The organism is Desulfovulcanus ferrireducens, assembly GCF_018704065.1.
Classification (GTDB): domain Bacteria; phylum Desulfobacterota; class Desulfovibrionia; order Desulfovibrionales; family Desulfonatronovibrionaceae; genus Desulfovulcanus; species Desulfovulcanus ferrireducens.
Genome location: NZ_JAGUQP010000010.1, coordinates 13,093 through 30,644, shown reverse-complemented (window position 1 = coordinate 30,644; position 17,552 = coordinate 13,093). Strand labels below are relative to the sequence as shown.

Annotated in this window: 14 protein-coding genes; 5 read left to right on the top strand and 9 right to left on the bottom strand. The window is 44.3% G+C overall.

What is annotated here, in order from left to right; all coding sequences use genetic code 11:
- Positions 1-196 precede the first annotated feature (196 nt).
- The 5 genes from rny (at position 197) to thrC (ending at position 6,612) form a co-directional block, all read left to right on the top strand.
- Entirely contained in the window at positions 197-1,756 is a 1,560-nt protein-coding gene (rny, locus tag KFV02_RS04945; protein WP_252380431.1) for a ribonuclease Y, read from the top strand.
- A 73-nt stretch (positions 1,757-1,829) separates the two neighbouring features.
- Positions 1,830-2,645: a TIGR00282 family metallophosphoesterase gene (locus KFV02_RS04940; RefSeq protein WP_252380430.1), complete on the top strand. Its 816-nt coding sequence runs from the start codon at positions 1,830-1,832 to the stop codon at positions 2,643-2,645.
- 21 nt (positions 2,646-2,666) lie between these two features.
- Positions 2,667-3,869 (top strand): tyrosine--tRNA ligase, encoded by a 1,203-nt coding sequence (tyrS, locus tag KFV02_RS04935; protein ID WP_252380429.1) that lies wholly within the window; start codon positions 2,667-2,669, stop codon positions 3,867-3,869.
- 284 nt (positions 3,870-4,153) lie between these two features.
- Positions 4,154-5,023 carry a 4-hydroxybenzoate octaprenyltransferase gene (locus tag KFV02_RS04930; protein ID WP_252380428.1) on the top strand — a complete coding sequence of 290 codons (870 nt, stop codon included), beginning with the start codon at positions 4,154-4,156 and terminating at the stop codon, positions 5,021-5,023.
- Between the two features lie 140 nt (positions 5,024-5,163).
- Entirely contained in the window at positions 5,164-6,612 is a 1,449-nt protein-coding gene (gene thrC / locus KFV02_RS04925) for a threonine synthase (RefSeq protein WP_252380427.1), read from the top strand.
- Positions 6,613-6,649: 37 nt separating this feature from the next.
- Here the strand turns inward: thrC and KFV02_RS04920 are convergent, their stop codons facing one another.
- The 9 genes from KFV02_RS04920 to lysS form a co-directional block, all read right to left on the bottom strand.
- Complete coding sequence (locus KFV02_RS04920; protein WP_252380426.1) at positions 6,650-7,486, bottom strand: LpxI family protein; 837 nt, start codon at positions 7,484-7,486, stop codon at positions 6,650-6,652.
- Positions 7,487-7,488: 2 nt separating this feature from the next.
- Positions 7,489-8,277 (bottom strand): acyl-ACP--UDP-N-acetylglucosamine O-acyltransferase, encoded by a 789-nt coding sequence (gene lpxA / locus KFV02_RS04915; protein ID WP_252380425.1) that lies wholly within the window; start codon positions 8,275-8,277, stop codon positions 7,489-7,491.
- Positions 8,277-8,741 (bottom strand): 3-hydroxyacyl-ACP dehydratase FabZ, encoded by a 465-nt coding sequence (fabZ, locus tag KFV02_RS04910; RefSeq protein ID WP_252380424.1) that lies wholly within the window; start codon positions 8,739-8,741, stop codon positions 8,277-8,279. Before fabZ ends, lpxA begins: the two co-directional genes overlap by 1 nt.
- Positions 8,742-8,784: 43 nt before the next feature.
- Positions 8,785-9,810, bottom strand: a complete 1,026-nt coding sequence (gene lpxD, locus KFV02_RS04905; protein WP_252380423.1) for a UDP-3-O-(3-hydroxymyristoyl)glucosamine N-acyltransferase — start codon at positions 9,808-9,810, stop codon at positions 8,785-8,787.
- Positions 9,810-10,355: an OmpH/Skp family outer membrane protein gene (locus tag KFV02_RS04900; protein WP_252380422.1), complete on the bottom strand. Its 546-nt coding sequence runs from the start codon at positions 10,353-10,355 to the stop codon at positions 9,810-9,812. Before KFV02_RS04900 ends, lpxD begins: the two co-directional genes overlap by 1 nt.
- 92 nt (positions 10,356-10,447) lie before the next feature.
- A complete protein-coding gene (gene bamA, locus KFV02_RS04895; protein ID WP_252380421.1) occupies positions 10,448-13,147 on the bottom strand; it encodes an outer membrane protein assembly factor BamA in 2,700 nt (899 codons plus the stop codon).
- Positions 13,137-13,817, bottom strand: a complete 681-nt coding sequence (locus KFV02_RS04890) for an ABC transporter ATP-binding protein (RefSeq protein WP_252380420.1) — start codon at positions 13,815-13,817, stop codon at positions 13,137-13,139. Before KFV02_RS04890 ends, bamA begins: the two co-directional genes overlap by 11 nt.
- Positions 13,810-15,039 (bottom strand): lipoprotein-releasing ABC transporter permease subunit, encoded by a 1,230-nt coding sequence (locus KFV02_RS04885; RefSeq protein WP_252380419.1) that lies wholly within the window; start codon positions 15,037-15,039, stop codon positions 13,810-13,812. The genes KFV02_RS04890 and KFV02_RS04885 overlap by 8 nt, the downstream gene beginning before the upstream one ends.
- Positions 15,039-16,544, bottom strand: coding sequence for a lysine--tRNA ligase (gene lysS / locus KFV02_RS04880; RefSeq protein ID WP_252380418.1), 1,506 nt, complete (start codon positions 16,542-16,544; stop codon positions 15,039-15,041). Before lysS ends, KFV02_RS04885 begins: the two co-directional genes overlap by 1 nt.
- Positions 16,545-17,552 lie beyond the last annotated feature (1,008 nt).

Genomic DNA, 17,552 nt, shown 5'->3' with positions numbered 1-17,552 from the left:
ATAATGTCGCTTGCAAAACAAAGGTTGAGTTGCTGAATAAGCATCAATGCAGATGTGTTATTTAGCTTTTGAAGTTTATTTTAGGGACCGGATTAAGTAATAGCCATTTAAAATGTCGTTAAGTCACGAATAACAATTGAGTATGTAATAAGATGATATAATTTAAAATAGAAGTAATAAAAGTAAGGAGTGAACTATGATCAGTAGTATAATAATAACTGCTTTTATATGTCTGGGGCTGGGTGCCGTGGCGGGGATCATGGCCCAGAGATATTTTTTGAATAAGGAACTAAAAGAAAGCCAGAAACTTGCTGACAAGATTTTAGAAGAGGCCCGTAAAGAGGCAGCCGCACAAAAAAAAGAGGCCTTGCTTCAAGCCAAAGATGAGATTTTTAGACAGAAAAAAGAGTGGGAAAGAGAAGTCAGGGAGCGTGAAAGGGAGCTAAAAAAGCAAGAGCAGCGGCTGCAGGAAAAGGAGGAGCGCCTGGAGCATAAGCTGGAGAAAGTGGCCCAAAAAGAAAGCGAGGTTGTGGCCTGGGAAAACAGGCTGGCCAAGCAGGAAAGATCATTGGAAGATAAGCAAAGCGAGTTGCAAAGGCTTATTGAAGATCAGTGCAAAAAGTTGGAGGAGATTTCAGGGCTTACAATAGAAGAGGCCAAAGCAAGGCTAATGGCCGAAATTGAGAGTAAAACCAGGCATGAGGCAGCTAAAATGATTAGGGTCATTGAGATGGAGGCCCAAGAAAAGGCAGCGAAAAAGGCCCGGGAAATTTTGGCCACAGCTGTTCAAAGATATGCAGGTGAATATGTTGCTGAGAATACCGTTACTGCTGTGGAGTTGCCCAGCGAAGATATGAAAGGTAGAATTATTGGTCGTGAGGGCAGAAATATCAGGGCATTAGAGGCTGCAACCGGAGTGGACTTAATTATAGACGATACTCCGGAGACAGTTGTCTTATCAGCTTATAGTCCTTTAAGGCGTGAGGTTGCTCGCCAGGCCCTGGAAAGGCTGATCAGTGACGGGCGGATTCATCCGGCTAGAATAGAAGACATAGTGCGCAAGGTAGAGCAGGAGATGGAAGTCAAATTGCGCGAAATTGGTGAACAAGCCACTTTTGATGTAGGCGTACATGGTATTCATCCGGAATTAGTGCGGCTTTTGGGACATTTACATTATCGGACCAGTTTTTCTCAGAATGTATTACAACATTCACTTGAAGTGGCCTTTTTATGCGGAATTATGGCTGCTGAATTGGGTGTAGATGTGAAGAAGGCAAAACGGGCAGGGCTCCTTCATGATCTGGGTAAAGCTGTGGATCATGAGGTAGAAGGCCCCCACGCTTTGATCGGAGCAGACCTGGCAAAAAAATATGGTGAGTCTAAAGAAATTGTTCATGCCATTGCAGCTCACCACGAGGATGTTGCTCCAGCTTCTATCCTGGCAGTCCTGGTCCAGGCTGCGGACAGTTTATCCGGCGCAAGACCAGGAGCAAGAAAGGAACTCTTGGAGAATTATGTCAAGCGGTTGGAAGAATTGGAGAATATAGCTACCAGTTTTGAGGGAGTAAACAGGGCATATGCCATTCGAGCTGGCCGGGAACTTAGAGTCATGGTTGATTGCGATCATGTGGATGACGATAAGACATATCTCTTATGCAAAGATATTGCCCAGAAGATCGAGGACAATATGACATATCCGGGTCAGATAAAGGTGACAGTGATTAGAGAAAAACGAGCTGTGGGCTATGCTAAATAACTCAATAAAAAATCGCTCCACTTGGGAACATATTAGATAACCACGGAAGTTGAGATAAGCAGAACACTGGTTAATGGATTTTAGTTTGCAAAAGAGAATGGAACGGAAAAGAATACTCTTCCTGGGCGATATTGTGGGCAAGCCCGGACGAAAGTGTATAAAAAAGCATCTGCCTGAAATTAAAGAGAAATTTTTTATTGATTTGGTTATAGCTAATGCTGAAAATGCTTCAGGCGGCTTAGGGCTTACATCCAAGAACGCCAGGGAACTCCACAACGCAGGGATTGATATACTAACTTCTGGCAATCATATCTGGAAATATAAAGAGATAAATTTATTTCTGGAGGAAACAGATTGGCTTCTGCGGCCCTTAAATTATCCTTCGGGTGCTCCGGGCAAAGGTGTGCATATTTATGAAAATTTTTGGGATAGACCCCTGGCCGTCCTGAATTTGCAAGGGCGTGTCTTTATGGAGGCCGTGGACTGTCCCTTCAGAAAAGCTCAGGAAGCTATTGAGAAATTGCCCGCAGATATACCGATTATTGTTGACTTTCATGCCGAAGCTACTTCTGAAAAAAAGGCTATGGGCTATTTTCTACAGGGCAGGGTTACTGCATTGATAGGTACTCATACCCATATTCAAACCAATGATGCCCAACTCATGGCCGGGACAACAGGTTATATAACCGATGTGGGGATGTGTGGTCCAAAGGAATCGGTTTTGGGCATGGAGCCCGGTGTTGTGTTGCAGAAATTTCAAACTGCAAGACCGGTTCGCTTTGAATTGGCCAAAGGCTCGGTTGAGCTGAATGGTGTGATCATAGATTTTGATTTGCAAACAGGCCATTGTCTGGATATCCAGGCATGGAAATTCGATCAGACTAATTAAATTAAGGGGTGTTAGTTAAAGATGTCTGTGGATATTGAAAAAAGTTTAGAGATTATCCGTCGTGGAAGTGTCGAAATAATCGATGAAAAGGAGCTTGTGGAAAAGCTGAAAAAAAAGAAAGTCCTGAGGGTCAAGGCCGGTTTTGACCCCACTGCTCCTGATTTGCATCTAGGACATACAGTGCTTATTCAAAAGCTGAAGCACTTCCAGGACCTGGGGCATCAGGTTATCTTTTTAATTGGCGACTTTACTGGAATGATTGGCGACCCAACAGGAAAATCCGAAACCAGAAAAAAGTTGAGCCGTGAGGAAGTTTTGGCCAATGCCGAGACTTACAAGCGGCAGATTTTCAAAATTTTAGATCCTGATAAGACAGAAATTGTTTTTAATTCAACATGGATGGATAAGTTTACTGCTGCAGATTTTGTAGAATTATGCTCAAAATACACTGTAGCCAGAATGATGGAGAGAGATGATTTTGAAAAGCGGTTTAAAGAAAACAGACCTATATCCATCCATGAATTTCTCTATCCTCTGGTTCAAGGATATGATTCAGTGGCCTTGAAAGCAGATGTAGAGCTTGGCGGCACGGACCAGAAATTTAATTTGCTTATGGGCAGGACTCTACAGAGGGAATACGGGCAGGAACCCCAGGTCATTATGACCATGCCCATTTTAGAGGGTCTGGATGGGGTCCAGAAGATGAGCAAGTCCTTGGGCAATTATATTGGCATTGAAGAACCTGCCAAGGATATGTTTGGCAAGCTTATGTCCATCTCAGATGATCTCATGTGGCGGTATTATGAGCTTTTGTCTGACAAGCCCATGTCTGAGATCGAGAAGTTGAAAAAAGGTGTTCAAGAAGGGAAGATTCATCCCAAAAAATGCAAAGAGGAACTTGCCCTGGAAATAACGGCCAGATTTCATGGCCGTGAGACGGCATTAAAAGAGCTTGAGGCATTTAACCAGGTTTTTGCCAAGGGTGGTCTGCCCGAGGACATGCCTGTTTTTAATGTTAGCGAGAAGGATAAGAAGAAGTTGGTGGAGATTTTGTTTGAGAGTAAACTTTGTGCTTCCAAGAGTGAGGCCAAAAGGCTTTGTAAACAAAATGCTGTTTCCATTTTCGGCGGAGAGAAAATAAAGGATCCGGAACATGTGTTTGCCCCTGGTGAATATGTGCTTAAAGTGGGCAAGAAGAGGTTTTTGAAAGTGGTGGTTGCTTGAGTAGCAAAGAAGTTGGTTAAATGTTATAGAGCCTGGGCCGGACCTTCTTAATCAACTTAAATGCCATGGTGTTATTTCAGTCTTGGTACCAGCATGAAAGAAACCAAGACTTTCAATCAGCGGTTAGAATAGTGTCTGGCCAGAGGCTCTATAAGCTGTGATGATTAACTGTTGATACAGTCGGTTAAGGCCGGAGTTTTTTGTCAGAAATCCCTGGCAGGGAAATTTTTTTGGGTCTTTGTGTCACTAGCAAGCCCTAGCGAGAGGGTGAGGGAAAGTTAAAAATGTTCAAAGATATATTCAAGAAGACAGTCATCCTGGCCAGGATGGTCAAAATCGAGCACTCAGTATTTGCCCTACCTTTTGCCTATATTGGACTCTTTTGGGCAGCTGGCGGATGGCCTGGTCTTGCGAAGTTTTTGGCCCTCACCTTGGCCATGGTGGCTGTGCGATCTTTTGCCATGGCCTTTAATCGGTTGGCAGATCTTAAATTCGATGCCCAAAATGAGCGCACCAGGACAAGACCTCTGGTCACGGGGGAAATCAGTATAAAGGCAACGCTTGTCTTCATTTTCTTTTGTGCCTTGATCTTTGTTGGGTCATGTGCATTGCTGAACAGACTTTGCTTGTACTTATCTCCTATAGCCCTGGCATGGTCGGCATTTTATAGCTACAGCAAAAGATTTACTTGGTTATGCCATTATATTCTGGGCTCTGTGCTGGGCCTTGCTCCCATTGCAGGATGGATTGCCTACAGACCGGAATTTAATATGACTCCTCTGCTGGTTGCCCTTGGTGTTCTTTTTTGGGTGGCGGGATTTGATATCCTATATGCAATCCAGGATGTGGACTTTGACAAGAGCCGGAATTTGAGATCAATACCGGCCAGATTTGGCATAGAGGCTGCTTTTGGATATTCTGCTTTCAGTCATGTAAACACTGTTATTTTTTTTGCTTTGGCAGGTCTCGCCTACGGTGCGCAGTGGATTTATTTTGTGGCCTGGGGGGTTGTATCCCTAATTCTAGTAGTGGAGCATCTTATAATTTCTCCGGATGACCTAAGTCGGATTAACATATCTTTTTTTACTTTAAATGGTCTTGTCTCTATGGTTTTATTTGCCGGAGTATTAGGGGACTTATTTTTTAAAATATGAATTAGTCTGGAAGAAGAAGTTGGGAAGATAAGAAGATAGGAGGTCTGGAAGAGAGTGAGTAGATAATAAGTTAATACTTACTCTCCAAACATCTTAACTTCCTGACTTCTAATCTTCTTATAAATCAAAGGGAGTTTATAATGCACAATGAATTTCCAGAATATCGGGGTGAATTGGAATACTCTTGTCTGGGATGTGGGAAAAAATTCCCGGCAGACGAACTGTATTACACCTGTCCGGACTGTAAGGGAGTTTTTTTATTAAACGATAAAAAATTTGAAAACTTAAAAGAAATACCAGGAAAGAAGTGGCAGGATATTTTTGATCAGCGAACCAGGACAAAAAAGAACGCCTTAAGAGGCATTTTTCGTTTTTATGAGCTTATAGCCCCGGTAGTGGAAGAAGAAGATATTGTTTACCTGGGAGAGGGTAACACACCAATTATTACCTCAAGCCCGACTTTAACAAAGAAAATTGGCCAGCCATTAGCCTATAAAAACGATGGTCAAAATCCTAGTGCATCGTTTAAAGATAGAGGCATGGCTTGTGCCTTTAGTTATTTAAAATTTTTGGTGCGCAAGAAAAACTGGGGCCAGGTCCTGACTATCTGTGCTTCTACCGGAGATACATCAGCATCAGCAGCCCTTTATGCTGCCTATGTCGGGGACCCGATTAAGTCCGTGGTTCTTTTACCCCAGGGCAAGGTTACTATCCAGCAGTTAGCTCAGCCTCTTGGTAGTGGCGCTGTTGTGCTTGAGATTCCGGGAGTATTCGATGACTGTATGAAGGTGGTGGAATATCTTGCTGATAATTTTCGAGTGGCACTTTTAAATTCCAAAAATGCCTGGCGCATCCTTGGTCAGGAAAGTTATGCTTATGAAGTCGCCCAGTGGTATGACTGGGATATGCAGGGCAAGGCTGTTTTTGTGCCCGTTGGCAATGCCGGAAATATAACCGCTATTATGAGCGGATTTTTAAAATTGAAGAAATTAAACATTATAGATGAGTTGCCCCGGATTATTGGTGTCCAATCCAGCCATGCTGATCCGGTTTTTAAATATTACGCCCAGGAACCTGGAAAGCGCCGGTTTGCTCCGGTTAAAGTAAGTCCAAGTGTGGCCCAGGCCGCAATGATTGGCAATCCTGTCTCTTTCCCCAGGGTAAAGGCTTTGGTAGAAGAGTATGAGCGGGTTGGCGGGCCAGGTATATTTAACGTGGTCCAGGTTGAAGAGCAGGAGATCATCGAAGGTATGCTTTTAGCCAACAGGTACGGGCACATTGCTTGTACCCAAGGAGGTGAGTGCCTGGCTGGGCTTATCAGGGCAAAAGAGGCCGGTCTCTTGGATAAGGATGAGCTGGCTATTTTAGATGCAACGGCGCATAGTCTGAAATTTATTGGCTTTCAGCAAATGTATTTTGAGGATTCATTTCCTCCTGACTATGAAATCAAGCCTAAAAAGGAGTTTATTAATACTCCTAGACAAGTCCTTGGCGAACAAGAAAAGAAGACCTTACAAGGTAGAGAGTTTACTTTAGAAGTGGGCAATAGAATCGTGGAAATACTGGGGTTGAGTAAAAAGGAGGGGTGATTTTCGGGGATTGAGTCTTGTGAGCTACTTTAAAAAATCAGTCCTTAAGCCCTTGTAATAACTGTTCGTCAACGCCTATAATGGCTATTTTATACTTGTCGGCCAGTGAGATGGCTTGATCCAGCTCAAAAAAAAGGCTTTTGCCTGCCTCATAGGCCAGGCAGGTTGCCTGGGCTTTAACCATGGCCTCAATGGTTTTCGGACCAAGTGCGGGAAGGTCAATTCGATTGTCTTGTCCTGGCTTGAATGCCTTGACCACCGTGCAACCTTTGCCCGCTAACTGTCCGGCCCGTAAAATAGTGGCATTGGTTCCCTCCATGCCTTCCACTGCCACGACCATTTGCTCCCGCACAACTATGCATTGACCGATATCTAGCTCGCCAAGCTTTTTTACCAGGGGCCAGGCAAAGATGATGTCCTGAATTTCTCCAGGACTTGGCTTCCTTTTGCTTATTTGACCTCTTGGGGAGATGAGTTCGGGTACAAAGTTATTGGCCGCAACAACTACCAGGCCTTCCTGCTCAAGTTCAGCTGCCACTGCCCTTAAAATGGCATCGTCGTTTTTGCTTTTAAGCTTAAACAGGAGTTTGGCTGCTCTAAGGTCTGGCCTGATATCAAGAGCCCGGGGCTTATTGATGGGGCCGGCAAAGGCTACCTCTTGGACATTATTTTTTTTGAAAAACTTTATCAGCTTGTTTAGCTGGCCAAGTTTCAGCCATAGAAAGGAGTGGACCTTGCTTTCAAGGCCCGGGTCTGTGTCATGGACAAAGCCAACAGCAACGACCCTGAACCCCTCTTTTTGGGCATTTTCAGCTACCAGAAAAGGAAACTGGCCCCCGCCGGCAATTAAGCCTAAGACTTTGTTTTCAGACATTTTTAAGGGTTGGGAGAGACCACACCTCTTTGGCTGTTTTTGACAAACTGGACAAACTTTTGAATTACGTCCAACTGGCCAAATTCTGCCTGGATTTTTTCCAGGGCTTGTTCCTGGGTTAAACCAGAGCGCCAGAGGGTATGGTAGGCTTTTTTTAGTGCTGATATTTGCTCTTTGGAAAATCCTGCCCTGCGCAGGCCAATTGTATTGGGGCCATAAACCTTGGCCCGTTCGCCAGCTACAAGCATAAACGGGGGCACGTCCTGGGCCACTCCTGTTTTACCCCCAATAAATGCATATTCTCCAATGTGGACAAACTGATGCACTGCTGAGAGACCACCGATTACTGATTTTTGTCCTACATGGACATGACCGGCTAAAGTTGCACAATTTGCCAGGATGACCCCGTCCTCAAGGTGGCAGTCATGAGCCACGTGGGTATAGGCCATAAAAAAACAGTTTGAGCCTATTGTGGTTACTCCTCCTCCTTCTCCGGTCCCCCTGTTTAACGTGCTGTATTCCCGGATTTTATTATTGTTGCCTATTTTAAGCCAGGTTTCCTCACCTTTAAATTTTAAATCCTGGGGAACCTCTCCGATACAGGCATAAGAATATATATGGTTGTCAGTGCCCATTTGAGTATAAGATTTGACTTGGGCAAAGGCATCAACCCTGGTGCGGTCGCCTATAATGGTCTTGTTTTCAATAATAACGTAAGGTCCGATCTGGACATCCTGGCCTAACTCGCAACCAGGGTGTATGATTGCTGTAGGATGGATATTAGTTGCCACTACTGTTCCCCCCGGTCGGCAATAGCTGCAGTCAGAATGCCCTGGGCAACAACTTTGTCATCGACCAGAGCCTTGGCATTCATTTTCCACAGATTTAGTTTATGCCTTTCATAACCTACTTCCAGAACCATTTGGTCTCCAGGAAACACAGAGCGACGAAAGCGGACTTTTTCTATGCCAGTAAATAAAAATATTTTGCCCTCCATCTTTTCAGGGATGCTTTTGACCACTAAAATTCCACCGGCCTGGGCCAGGGATTCCAAAATCAAAACACCAGGCATGACCGGAAATGCTGGAAAGTGACCCTGAAAGAAAGGTTCGTTTATGGTAACACTTTTAATGGCTTTCAAATATTTAAAAGGCTCAAATTCCAGTACTCTGTCTACCAGCAAAAACGGATATCTATGCGGGAGGAGGTTCAGGATATCTTTGGTTACAATTTCACCGTGACTCGGGCCTTTCATATCTTGTCTCCTTTATATTTGTGATACGTAGCTTTCATGGATATCATTTTTTATTGTTTTCTTCTTTTAGGCACAGAATTTCTTTTTCCAGTTGCCTGATTTTTTTAAACAGTTCAGGCAGTTTGGGCATAAGGACAGAACTACGCAAGTAAGCGCTGTGCTCCATAGCCGGACTTCCCCCTACGTCCGTATTCGGTGGCAGGGTTTTGCCGACACCTGCCTGGGCGGCTACCCGGCAATTGTCTCCTATTTCCAGGTGCCCTGCTACTCCAACCTGTCCGGCCAGAATTACGTTTTTGCCTAAAGTAGTGCTGCCGGCGATACCTACCTGCGCAACAAGAATAGAATTTTCGCCTACTTTAACATTGTGTCCTATCTGGACCAGGTTATCTATTTTTGTGCCCTGGCCTATTCTTGTTTCACCCAAGGCCGCACGATCAATGGTTGTATTGGCTCCGATTTCAACATTGTCTTCAATGATCACCTGTCCAACCTGAGGGAATTTTTCCAGGCCCAACTCTCCTTGTGCAAAACCAAAGCCATCACTACCTATAACTACACCGGCATGTATAATGACCTTGTTCCCGATTATGGTCCTGGCCATTATGCTTACATTTGGGTAAATAATGCAATTATCGCCAATAACACTATTTTCGCCAATATAGCACGAAGGAAAGATTTGAGTGTTTTCTCCAATCCTTGCTCCCGGCCCGATATAGACATGTGGATAGATGGTCGCTGAAGGATGGACTTCGGCAGCTTCATGGATATAAGCGAGAGGACTTTGGCCTGTAAATGAGCCTTGAGGCTTTGCAAATAACTGTACTGTGCGCACAAAGTCCAGATAAGGATTGGCACTGATTAAAGCACGGTTAAGTTTAGTGGCGTGTTCTTCATCGACAATGACCGCTCCGGCTTTTGTTGTTTTTAATAATGGTATATATTTTGGATTGGCCAAAAAAGAGATTTCATCTTCTTTGGCCTTATCCAAGGTGTTGACACCGGTTATTTCCAGGTCATCGCCTACGAGTTTAAGTCCCAATTTTTGCGCTAGTTCTGAAAGAAGCATTATTTTTTCTTTCCGGTTTTTGAGTTTTGTTTTGTTCTCCAGGCACGATTGAGTTCGACAATAATCTCCTTGGTGATGTCTATGGCATCGTCAGCGTAGAGTAGTCCGCTGGACTTGGTATCAAAGATTGCTGTATATTTGTGTTTTTTACCATACTCTTTGATTACTTGAACGAGTTGTTCAATGATCGGATCGCTCAGTTTCTTTTCTTCCATACGGATTTTGCGTCGATAATTTTGAAACATGTCTTGAAAGTCTCTGACTTTGCGCTTGAACTCCAACTCCTTGTCCTGTTTTGCTTCCTGGCTAAGAACCAGACTTTGCTTTTGGAGTTCTTCACGCAGGGCTTGTAATTCCTGTTTCTTTTGGTCCAGGCCTTGTTTCATTTTGTCAAATTTTTTCTTTAGCTCTTCCATGGCCTTTTGCCCTGGTTCTGATTTGGAAATGACTTCTTTCATATCAATGATGGCCAATTTTGTCTGGGCCAGGGCGAAACTGGAAAAACAAAGAATAGAGATTAAAGCCAAGGTAATTTTTTTCATCATTGCTAAACTCCTTTTGGTTTGAGTTTGAAGTTTGAAAAAATTTTGAGAGCAGGAGAGTTTTGAATTAACTCCAAACTCACACTTTACACTCCCTAAAAGAACTGACCAACACTAAATTCGAGTTTGCTGTGTTTTTCACCGTCAAGTTCATCCAGACCATAGCCATATTCTAGGCGCAGGGGACCAAGAGGCGAGTACCAGCGAATACCTGCACCGACACTCTTGTACAAGTCAAGGTCAATGCCTTCGGTTTCATCCCAGGCATTACCTGCATCAAAAAAGACAAGTCCCATAAGGCCTATTTCTTTATTTAATGGGAAAAGGTATTCAAAGTTGGTAAAAAAGACCTTGTTTCCACCTTTATAGTCGCCATTGTCGTATTTAGGCGCAATTTCTCGTCCGGGATACCCGCGAACACTATTAATCCCACCTATATAAAAACGTTCAAAAGAGGGAATTTCATCGTCGCTATTGGGCGTCACATAGCCGGCTCGACCATGCCAGTGAAATACTGTTTCCTTGAAGAGTGGATAATAAATGCTGCTGTCGAAGATATACTTGATAAAGTTATCATCTCCACCGATTAGGCCGCCAGCATACTCTATGGATAGGCTGTTGATGCTACCCTTGGAGGGATTAAGACGTCTATTGGTTGTATCTCTGGAGGCGGCTACATAAAGAGCACTGGCCCAGTTTTCGCCTTTTAAAGCTTTAATGTCCTCATCTGCACTATCGCTAACATTAGTAATGGCGTACTGTTCCAGGCGATAGTTCCAATAAAGCCTTGTGTACTCACCTAATGGATAGGCAAACTTTATTTTGCCCCCCGTGGATTTTTTGTCATAATCAAAGAATTCTTCATCTATCAAATATAAGTCTCCTCCGATCCCCAGCTTAGAGTCATGGAGATGCGGATTCCAGAAGCTAAAATCATAGGTTGTCTTTCTGCCACTAAAAGTTCCTTTAAGCCCTAAGACATATCCTTTGCCAAAAAGATTACGTTCCTGGATTTGACCGGAAACAAAGAACTTGTCCAGGGATGAGTATCCGGCCCCCAACGAGAGCATCCCGGTTGCTTTCTCCTTGACCTTTACCTTTAAGTCCATTTGATCCGGGCTGTCTGTGGGGAGGGTCTCGATTTCTACGGTTTCAAAATAATCCAGTTTATTGAGGCGAATATTGGATCGTCGCAAGGCGCTTCCACTGAATTGGTCACCGTCAGAAAGCCGCATTTCTCTACGGATTACATTATCTCTGGTCTTTGTGTTACCGTCAATGGTCACTCTGCGGATGAATATTTTTTGCCCTTTGTTCAGGATATAAGTTACGTTGATCTTATTGTTTTTTTTGTCTTTGTCCAATTTAACATCGCTTTCAGCAAAGGCATAGCCAAAATCAGTATAATAGTCTGCCAGGGCCTGTAAATCGTGGCGCATGACCGAGCGATCAAAATATTCATCCTCCTCGGCCAGGTCGTCCAGTTTGATTATGTTCCTTAGTTTGTCTTCACTAACGAGGATATCCCCTTTAAAATCGATTTTACCTACTTTGTAGCGCTGACCCTCTATGACCTTAAAGGTTATGTAGATGCCATCATCTTTAAACTCTATTTCGGGCTGGCCCACCCGGGCATCAAGAAAGCCGCGATTGCCATAGTAAGCTTCCAGGGCGGCCGCATCACGTTCAAGAAGTTCCTCTTTGAGCACTCCGCTACCCGTCAGCCAGGAAAACAAGCCTCGTTCAGCCAGGGCCAGTTGATCCTTGAGATCATCCGGGTCGAGCTGTCTGGCCCCTTCGATGCGAATTTTTTTGATATATAATTTTTCCCCTTCCTTGACTTTTATGTTTAAACGGGCCTGTCTGGTGTCGGTCTGTTCCAGTTCATAGCTTACTTTGGCCTGGTAATATCCTTTTTTACGATACAACTCTCGGATTTTGTTTAAATCTTCGGCAAGGATCTTGGGGTTTAAAACCGAGCCGGTTTTGGTGGACATGACCTCTAAAATATCATCTTCGTCAATGGCATCGGCCCCGATAACGCTAATAGCCTGGATTAAAGGCTTTTCTTTTACAATGATGGTGATTTTTTTGCCTTCGGGCAGGTCGCTTACCTTGAATTGCACATCATCAAAATAACCCAGGTCAAACAGTCTCTTTAGTTCCGTATTGATTTGTTTTGGGTCAAAGATATCACCTTTCTGGATTTTTAAACGCAGTAAAACCACGTCCTTATCCAGGATTTTGGTTCCCTTGACCTCAATTTCAGTAATGCGTTCTTTCTTGAGCAGCTCTAATTTTATCTTTGCCGCTAATTCTTCTATGGCCGGCAGGATATTGATGGTCCCTTTTTTGACCACAAAAAGGGCCCTGGGAGTTTTGAGTCCAAAAGCTTCAACCAGTCGGGCATCAATGCTGATGGTTTCCCCAACCTGGTTGAAATTGCCATAAACGGCATATTGGGCATTCCCCAGCAGGGCCAGGTCTTTGACGGTGGCCAGGTCCAGATAATCTACCTGCTGGTCTTCAACTATTTTTAATGTCTCTTGAAAATCCTGAACGACAAAACCCTGTTCGCGAAGAGATTGAATCAGGAGCTTGGGCAGTCCTTCACGCAGATAGTCCAGGTCAGAGCCTGCATTTATTTCAAAAGGCAGGACCATAAGTCTGATTTTGGTCAGGTCCTGGGCATAAGCAGAAGCTGTCAGCCAGAGAAAAAGGATAAAGAACCAGCCGATTAACCTCACTCTTTTTCTGCCTAAGGCAGGTCCTGTGGTTCGTGCCCTACATCTCATGCAATACTCCCAGATGAAGTTTTAGTTTTTGATTCATTTTTTGGGCCAAACTATTATTATGAGTAACAACGACCAGGGTCATGCCCAAGTCTTGATTTAATTTAATCAAAAGTTGACTGATGGATTCACCGGTATTTTCATCCAGATTGCCTGTTGGCTCATCTGCTAGAAGGACTCGGGGTTTAAGTAAGATGGCCCTGGCTATGGCTACGCGTTGTCTTTCTCCTCCGGATAAAGTTGTTACGTTATGGTCTATGCGGTGCTTTAAACCTACCTGCTCCAGGGCTTTGGCAGCCATTTCCCTGGCCATGTTCATTTTTATACCTGAAATAATGGCCGGCATGGCCACATTTTCTAAGGCATTGAACTCAGGTAAAAGGTGATGAAACTGAAAAATAAAGCCAATTTCTTTTCTGCGTAAATTAGCTTTGGTTTTAGCATCAATCTTGGTTAGGTCATAACCCCTAAAGGTGATTTTCCCCCAGGATGGAGAATCAAGCGTGCCCAGGATATGGAGCAAAGTACTTTTGCCTGAGCCGGATGTCCCTAAAATGGCCACACTGTCTCCTTGCCTGATCTCCAGATCAATCTTCTTGAGCACCGTTACTTGCTCGGAGGGGGTTTTATATTCTTTACCCAAGCCCTTTAGGACGTACAAAGTATCACTCATATCTTAAGGCCTCAGATGGTTTGAGGCGTGCCGCCTGTCTGGCAGGATAAATAGTGGCCAGAAAACAAAGGAGCATGGCCACCAGGCCGATGACAATCATGTCCGACCATTCCAGAAGAACAGGCAGGTGATCTAAATAATATACATCTGCCGGCAGCTTGATAAACTGATATTTTTTTAGGAGCAAGCTGATAGACAAACCCAGGATATACCCCAGGCTAGTGCCGATAAAACCGATAATCAGCCCCTGAAACATAAAAATACGCCGGATCATCGCTGTAGTAGCACCCATGGACATCATAATGGCAATGTCTTTGGTCTTTTCCATAACCAACATGACCAGGGTGGTAATGATGCTAAATGAACCGACCAGAACAATCATAATCAAGATGACACCCATGGCTGTCTTTTCCAGTTTGAGCGCTGAAAACAGATTCTGGTTCATCTCCATCCAATTTCGCACATAAAAAGGATAACCTCCGAGTAGCTCCTGGATTTTTTGGCCAATGACTTCTGCCTTGTATACGTCCCGGAGGCGTATTTCCAGCCCGGTGACCAGGTCTTTTTTAAAACCTAACAGCTTCTGGCAGGCCGAGATGGTGGTATAGGCCAGCGAAGAATCGTATTCGTACATGCCGGTCTTAAAAATGCCCCGAACTTCGAATATCTCTATTTTGGGGGAAAAGCCTGCGGCTGATTTTTTGCCTGCAGGTGAAAGGAGGTTTACCTTGCTGCCGATGACCAGGCCTAGACGGCTGGCCAGTTCATGGCCAATGATTATCCCCGGAAACGGACCTTGATTATTCAAGTCCTCAAGTTTTCCTTTACGCATGTCCTGGGCCAGGCTGAGCACTTGTCCCGCTACATCAGGATCAATGCCGCGCAAAACCACTCCTTTTACCCCTCCAGGGGTACTGAGCATAACTTCAGTATAGATGAAAGGAGTTATGCCTTTAACTTCAGAGAGAGAGCTTATCTTCCGGCTGAGCTTATAGTAGTTCGCGATGCCTCCCTGGAAGCTGCTAACAATCACATGGGCATTGACTCCCAGGATCTTGTCTCTCAGGTTCTGGCTGAACCCGTTCATTACTCCCAGAACCACAATTAAAGAGGCCACCCCCATGGCCACCCCTAAAATGGAGATAAGGGAAATAATGGAGATAAAGGCCTGCTTGCGCCTGGCCAAAAGGTAGCGAAGAGAGACAAAGAGTTCAAAGTTCATTAACCGGATGCAACCTCTGGTCTTAGTAGAGGGAAAAGAATGACCTCCCTAATGGATGGTGAGTCAGTAAGGAGCATGACCAAGCGGTCAATGCCAATGCCTTCGCCGCCTGCCGGGGGCATACCGTACTCCAGGGCCCGGATATAATCTTCGTCCATACGGTGGGCTTCGTCATCACCTGCTTCTTTTTCCTTGACCTGTTCTTCAAAGCGGGCACGTTGATCAAAGGGGTCGTTGAGCTCAGAAAAAGCATTGGCCATTTCCCGACCGGTGATAAATAGTTCGAACCTGTCAGTTATGGTTGGATCCTGTTCATTTTTGCGTGATAACGGGGAAATATCAGTTGGATAATGATAGATAAAATGGGGCTGGATAAGTTTCGGTTCAACCAGGATGTCAAAGAGTTTGGCCTGGAGTTTGCCCAGCTTTTCGCCCACTTGAGCATTTTCCCCTAGTTTCCGGACCAATTCCTTGGCCCGGTCGTAATCCTGATAATCCTCTGGCTTAAGCCCCCCTATCTTTTCCAGGGATTCATAAAAAGAAAGTTTATTCCAGGGTGGTGTCAAGTCAACGGTTTGGCCCTGGTAGGTAATCTTGGGACTGCCACAGATTTCCGTGGCCAGCTTGGAAAATAGTTCTTCGGTAAGCTCCATGAGCATGTGGAAATCAGCATAGGCCATATAGAATTCAAGCATGGTGAACTCTGGATTGTGCTGGGTGGAGATTCCCTCATTACGGAAGTTGCGGTTGATTTCATAAACTCGCTCAAAACCACCTACTAAAAGTCTTTTCAGGTAAAGTTCCGGGGCAATGCGTAAATAAAGCTTCATATCCAGGGCGTTGTGATGAGTTTCAAAGGGCCTGGCAGTTGCCCCGCCTGGGATAGGCTGCATCATGGGGGTCTCTACTTCCATGAATCCCTTGGAGTCTAAGAAATTGCGGATAAAGCGGACGATTTGGGTCCGTTTGATAAAAATTTCCCTGGCCCGGGGATTGACGATAAGGTCCACATATCTCTGCCTGTACCTGGTCTCAACGTCTTTAAGACCATGGTATTTTTCCGGCAACGGGCGCATGGATTTGGTCACCAGCTCAATGTGCTCGGCCTTGATGGTCAGCTCACCGGTCTTGGTCCGGAACAGGCCTCCCTTGACTCCAACAATGTCCCCGATGTCGTATTTTTTGAAAATTTTATAATTCTCAGGGCCGATAAGATCGCGCTGGGCATAGACCTGGATTTTGCCCGTATGGTCCTGGATATGAAAAAAAGTTACCTTGCCAAAAGAGCGCAGGGCCACAATCCTGCCGGCAACCAAAAAGTCGTTTCCTACCTCTTCCAACTGCTCAACAGTAAATGACCCGTATTTGTCTAAAATATCAGCAATATCGGTGTTTTTACGGAAGGTATTGGGGTAAAGAGGGATCCCAGCATCTTGAAGAAATTTGGCCTTTTCCCTGCGGTGCTTTAAGATTTGACTTTCTTCTTTTGAATGCTCCTTGTTCAACTTAACTTACCTCTATTCTTTAATTTTCGAGTACGTGGTCAAAATGGGAAGTTAAGAAGTTGGGTCGCTGGGAAGATTGGAGGGGAAGGATGAACTGGTCCTTTCGGTATTCTCCAAACTCCTTAACTTCCTATGTTCCTAACTTCTTTTAAACGGTTAAACGGTCGGTGTTTGCTCACGTACTTTTTAAGCTTATGAAAACCCAGTTGATTATTTGAAATCGAAGACAGCGTCAAGGAAGATTGCCTTTTAACTCAGCCAGGGGGATTGTTGAGGATAAGAAGTAGTTAGCAAAATAAAGGGAACTTGAGGAGTGAGAAGTGGGGGGAGCGAGAGAATATAAAAAGAGTCGTTCGTGAGAACGAGTTTTAAGAGGTCGTACTCGATGGGATTGCCCGCGTCCTTGTCACCGTAGACGCCGCCGAGATTCAGCAAGGTCCTCCTTGTTGAGAGCTTACTTCATCTTAACCGGAATCTTGGCCCAGCGCAAAACATTCGCCGGCAGATTTCAGAATCTTTAAGGCGATTCTTAGGATCAATAAACATCGTTACTCTTTCGCATGAAAAGCGATATCAAAATCAACGCTTCCGGAATGATCAATCTATCTGCACCCTACCTACGAATAGGCCAGTCCAGCACTACTTCTTCAGGCAACCTGGTATCTCAGGCAGGTCCTTGATGAAACCATGTTTGAAGTATCTTTTTGGCGCCTAAAAATTGCTCAACTTAGGTTCACGGCAACTTGGACCGTCAAAAAACCGTTGATTACCATATTTCCCCTGAAATTTAACCCGATTCTAATCGGACATTAGTGAAGTTATTGTCTTTCTTTGCAAACCTATTTAAGAGATTGTAATTTTATGATTTTTCCAATGAATTATGTTTTCTTTGGTAAAACAATATTTGCTAAATATTGTTTATAAAGATTTATGGAGTTTTTTTGATAGTAATTTTAATGGCTGGTCTGTTATTGAGTCATTTAGTTATAGCTGTTATTTGTATTTTCA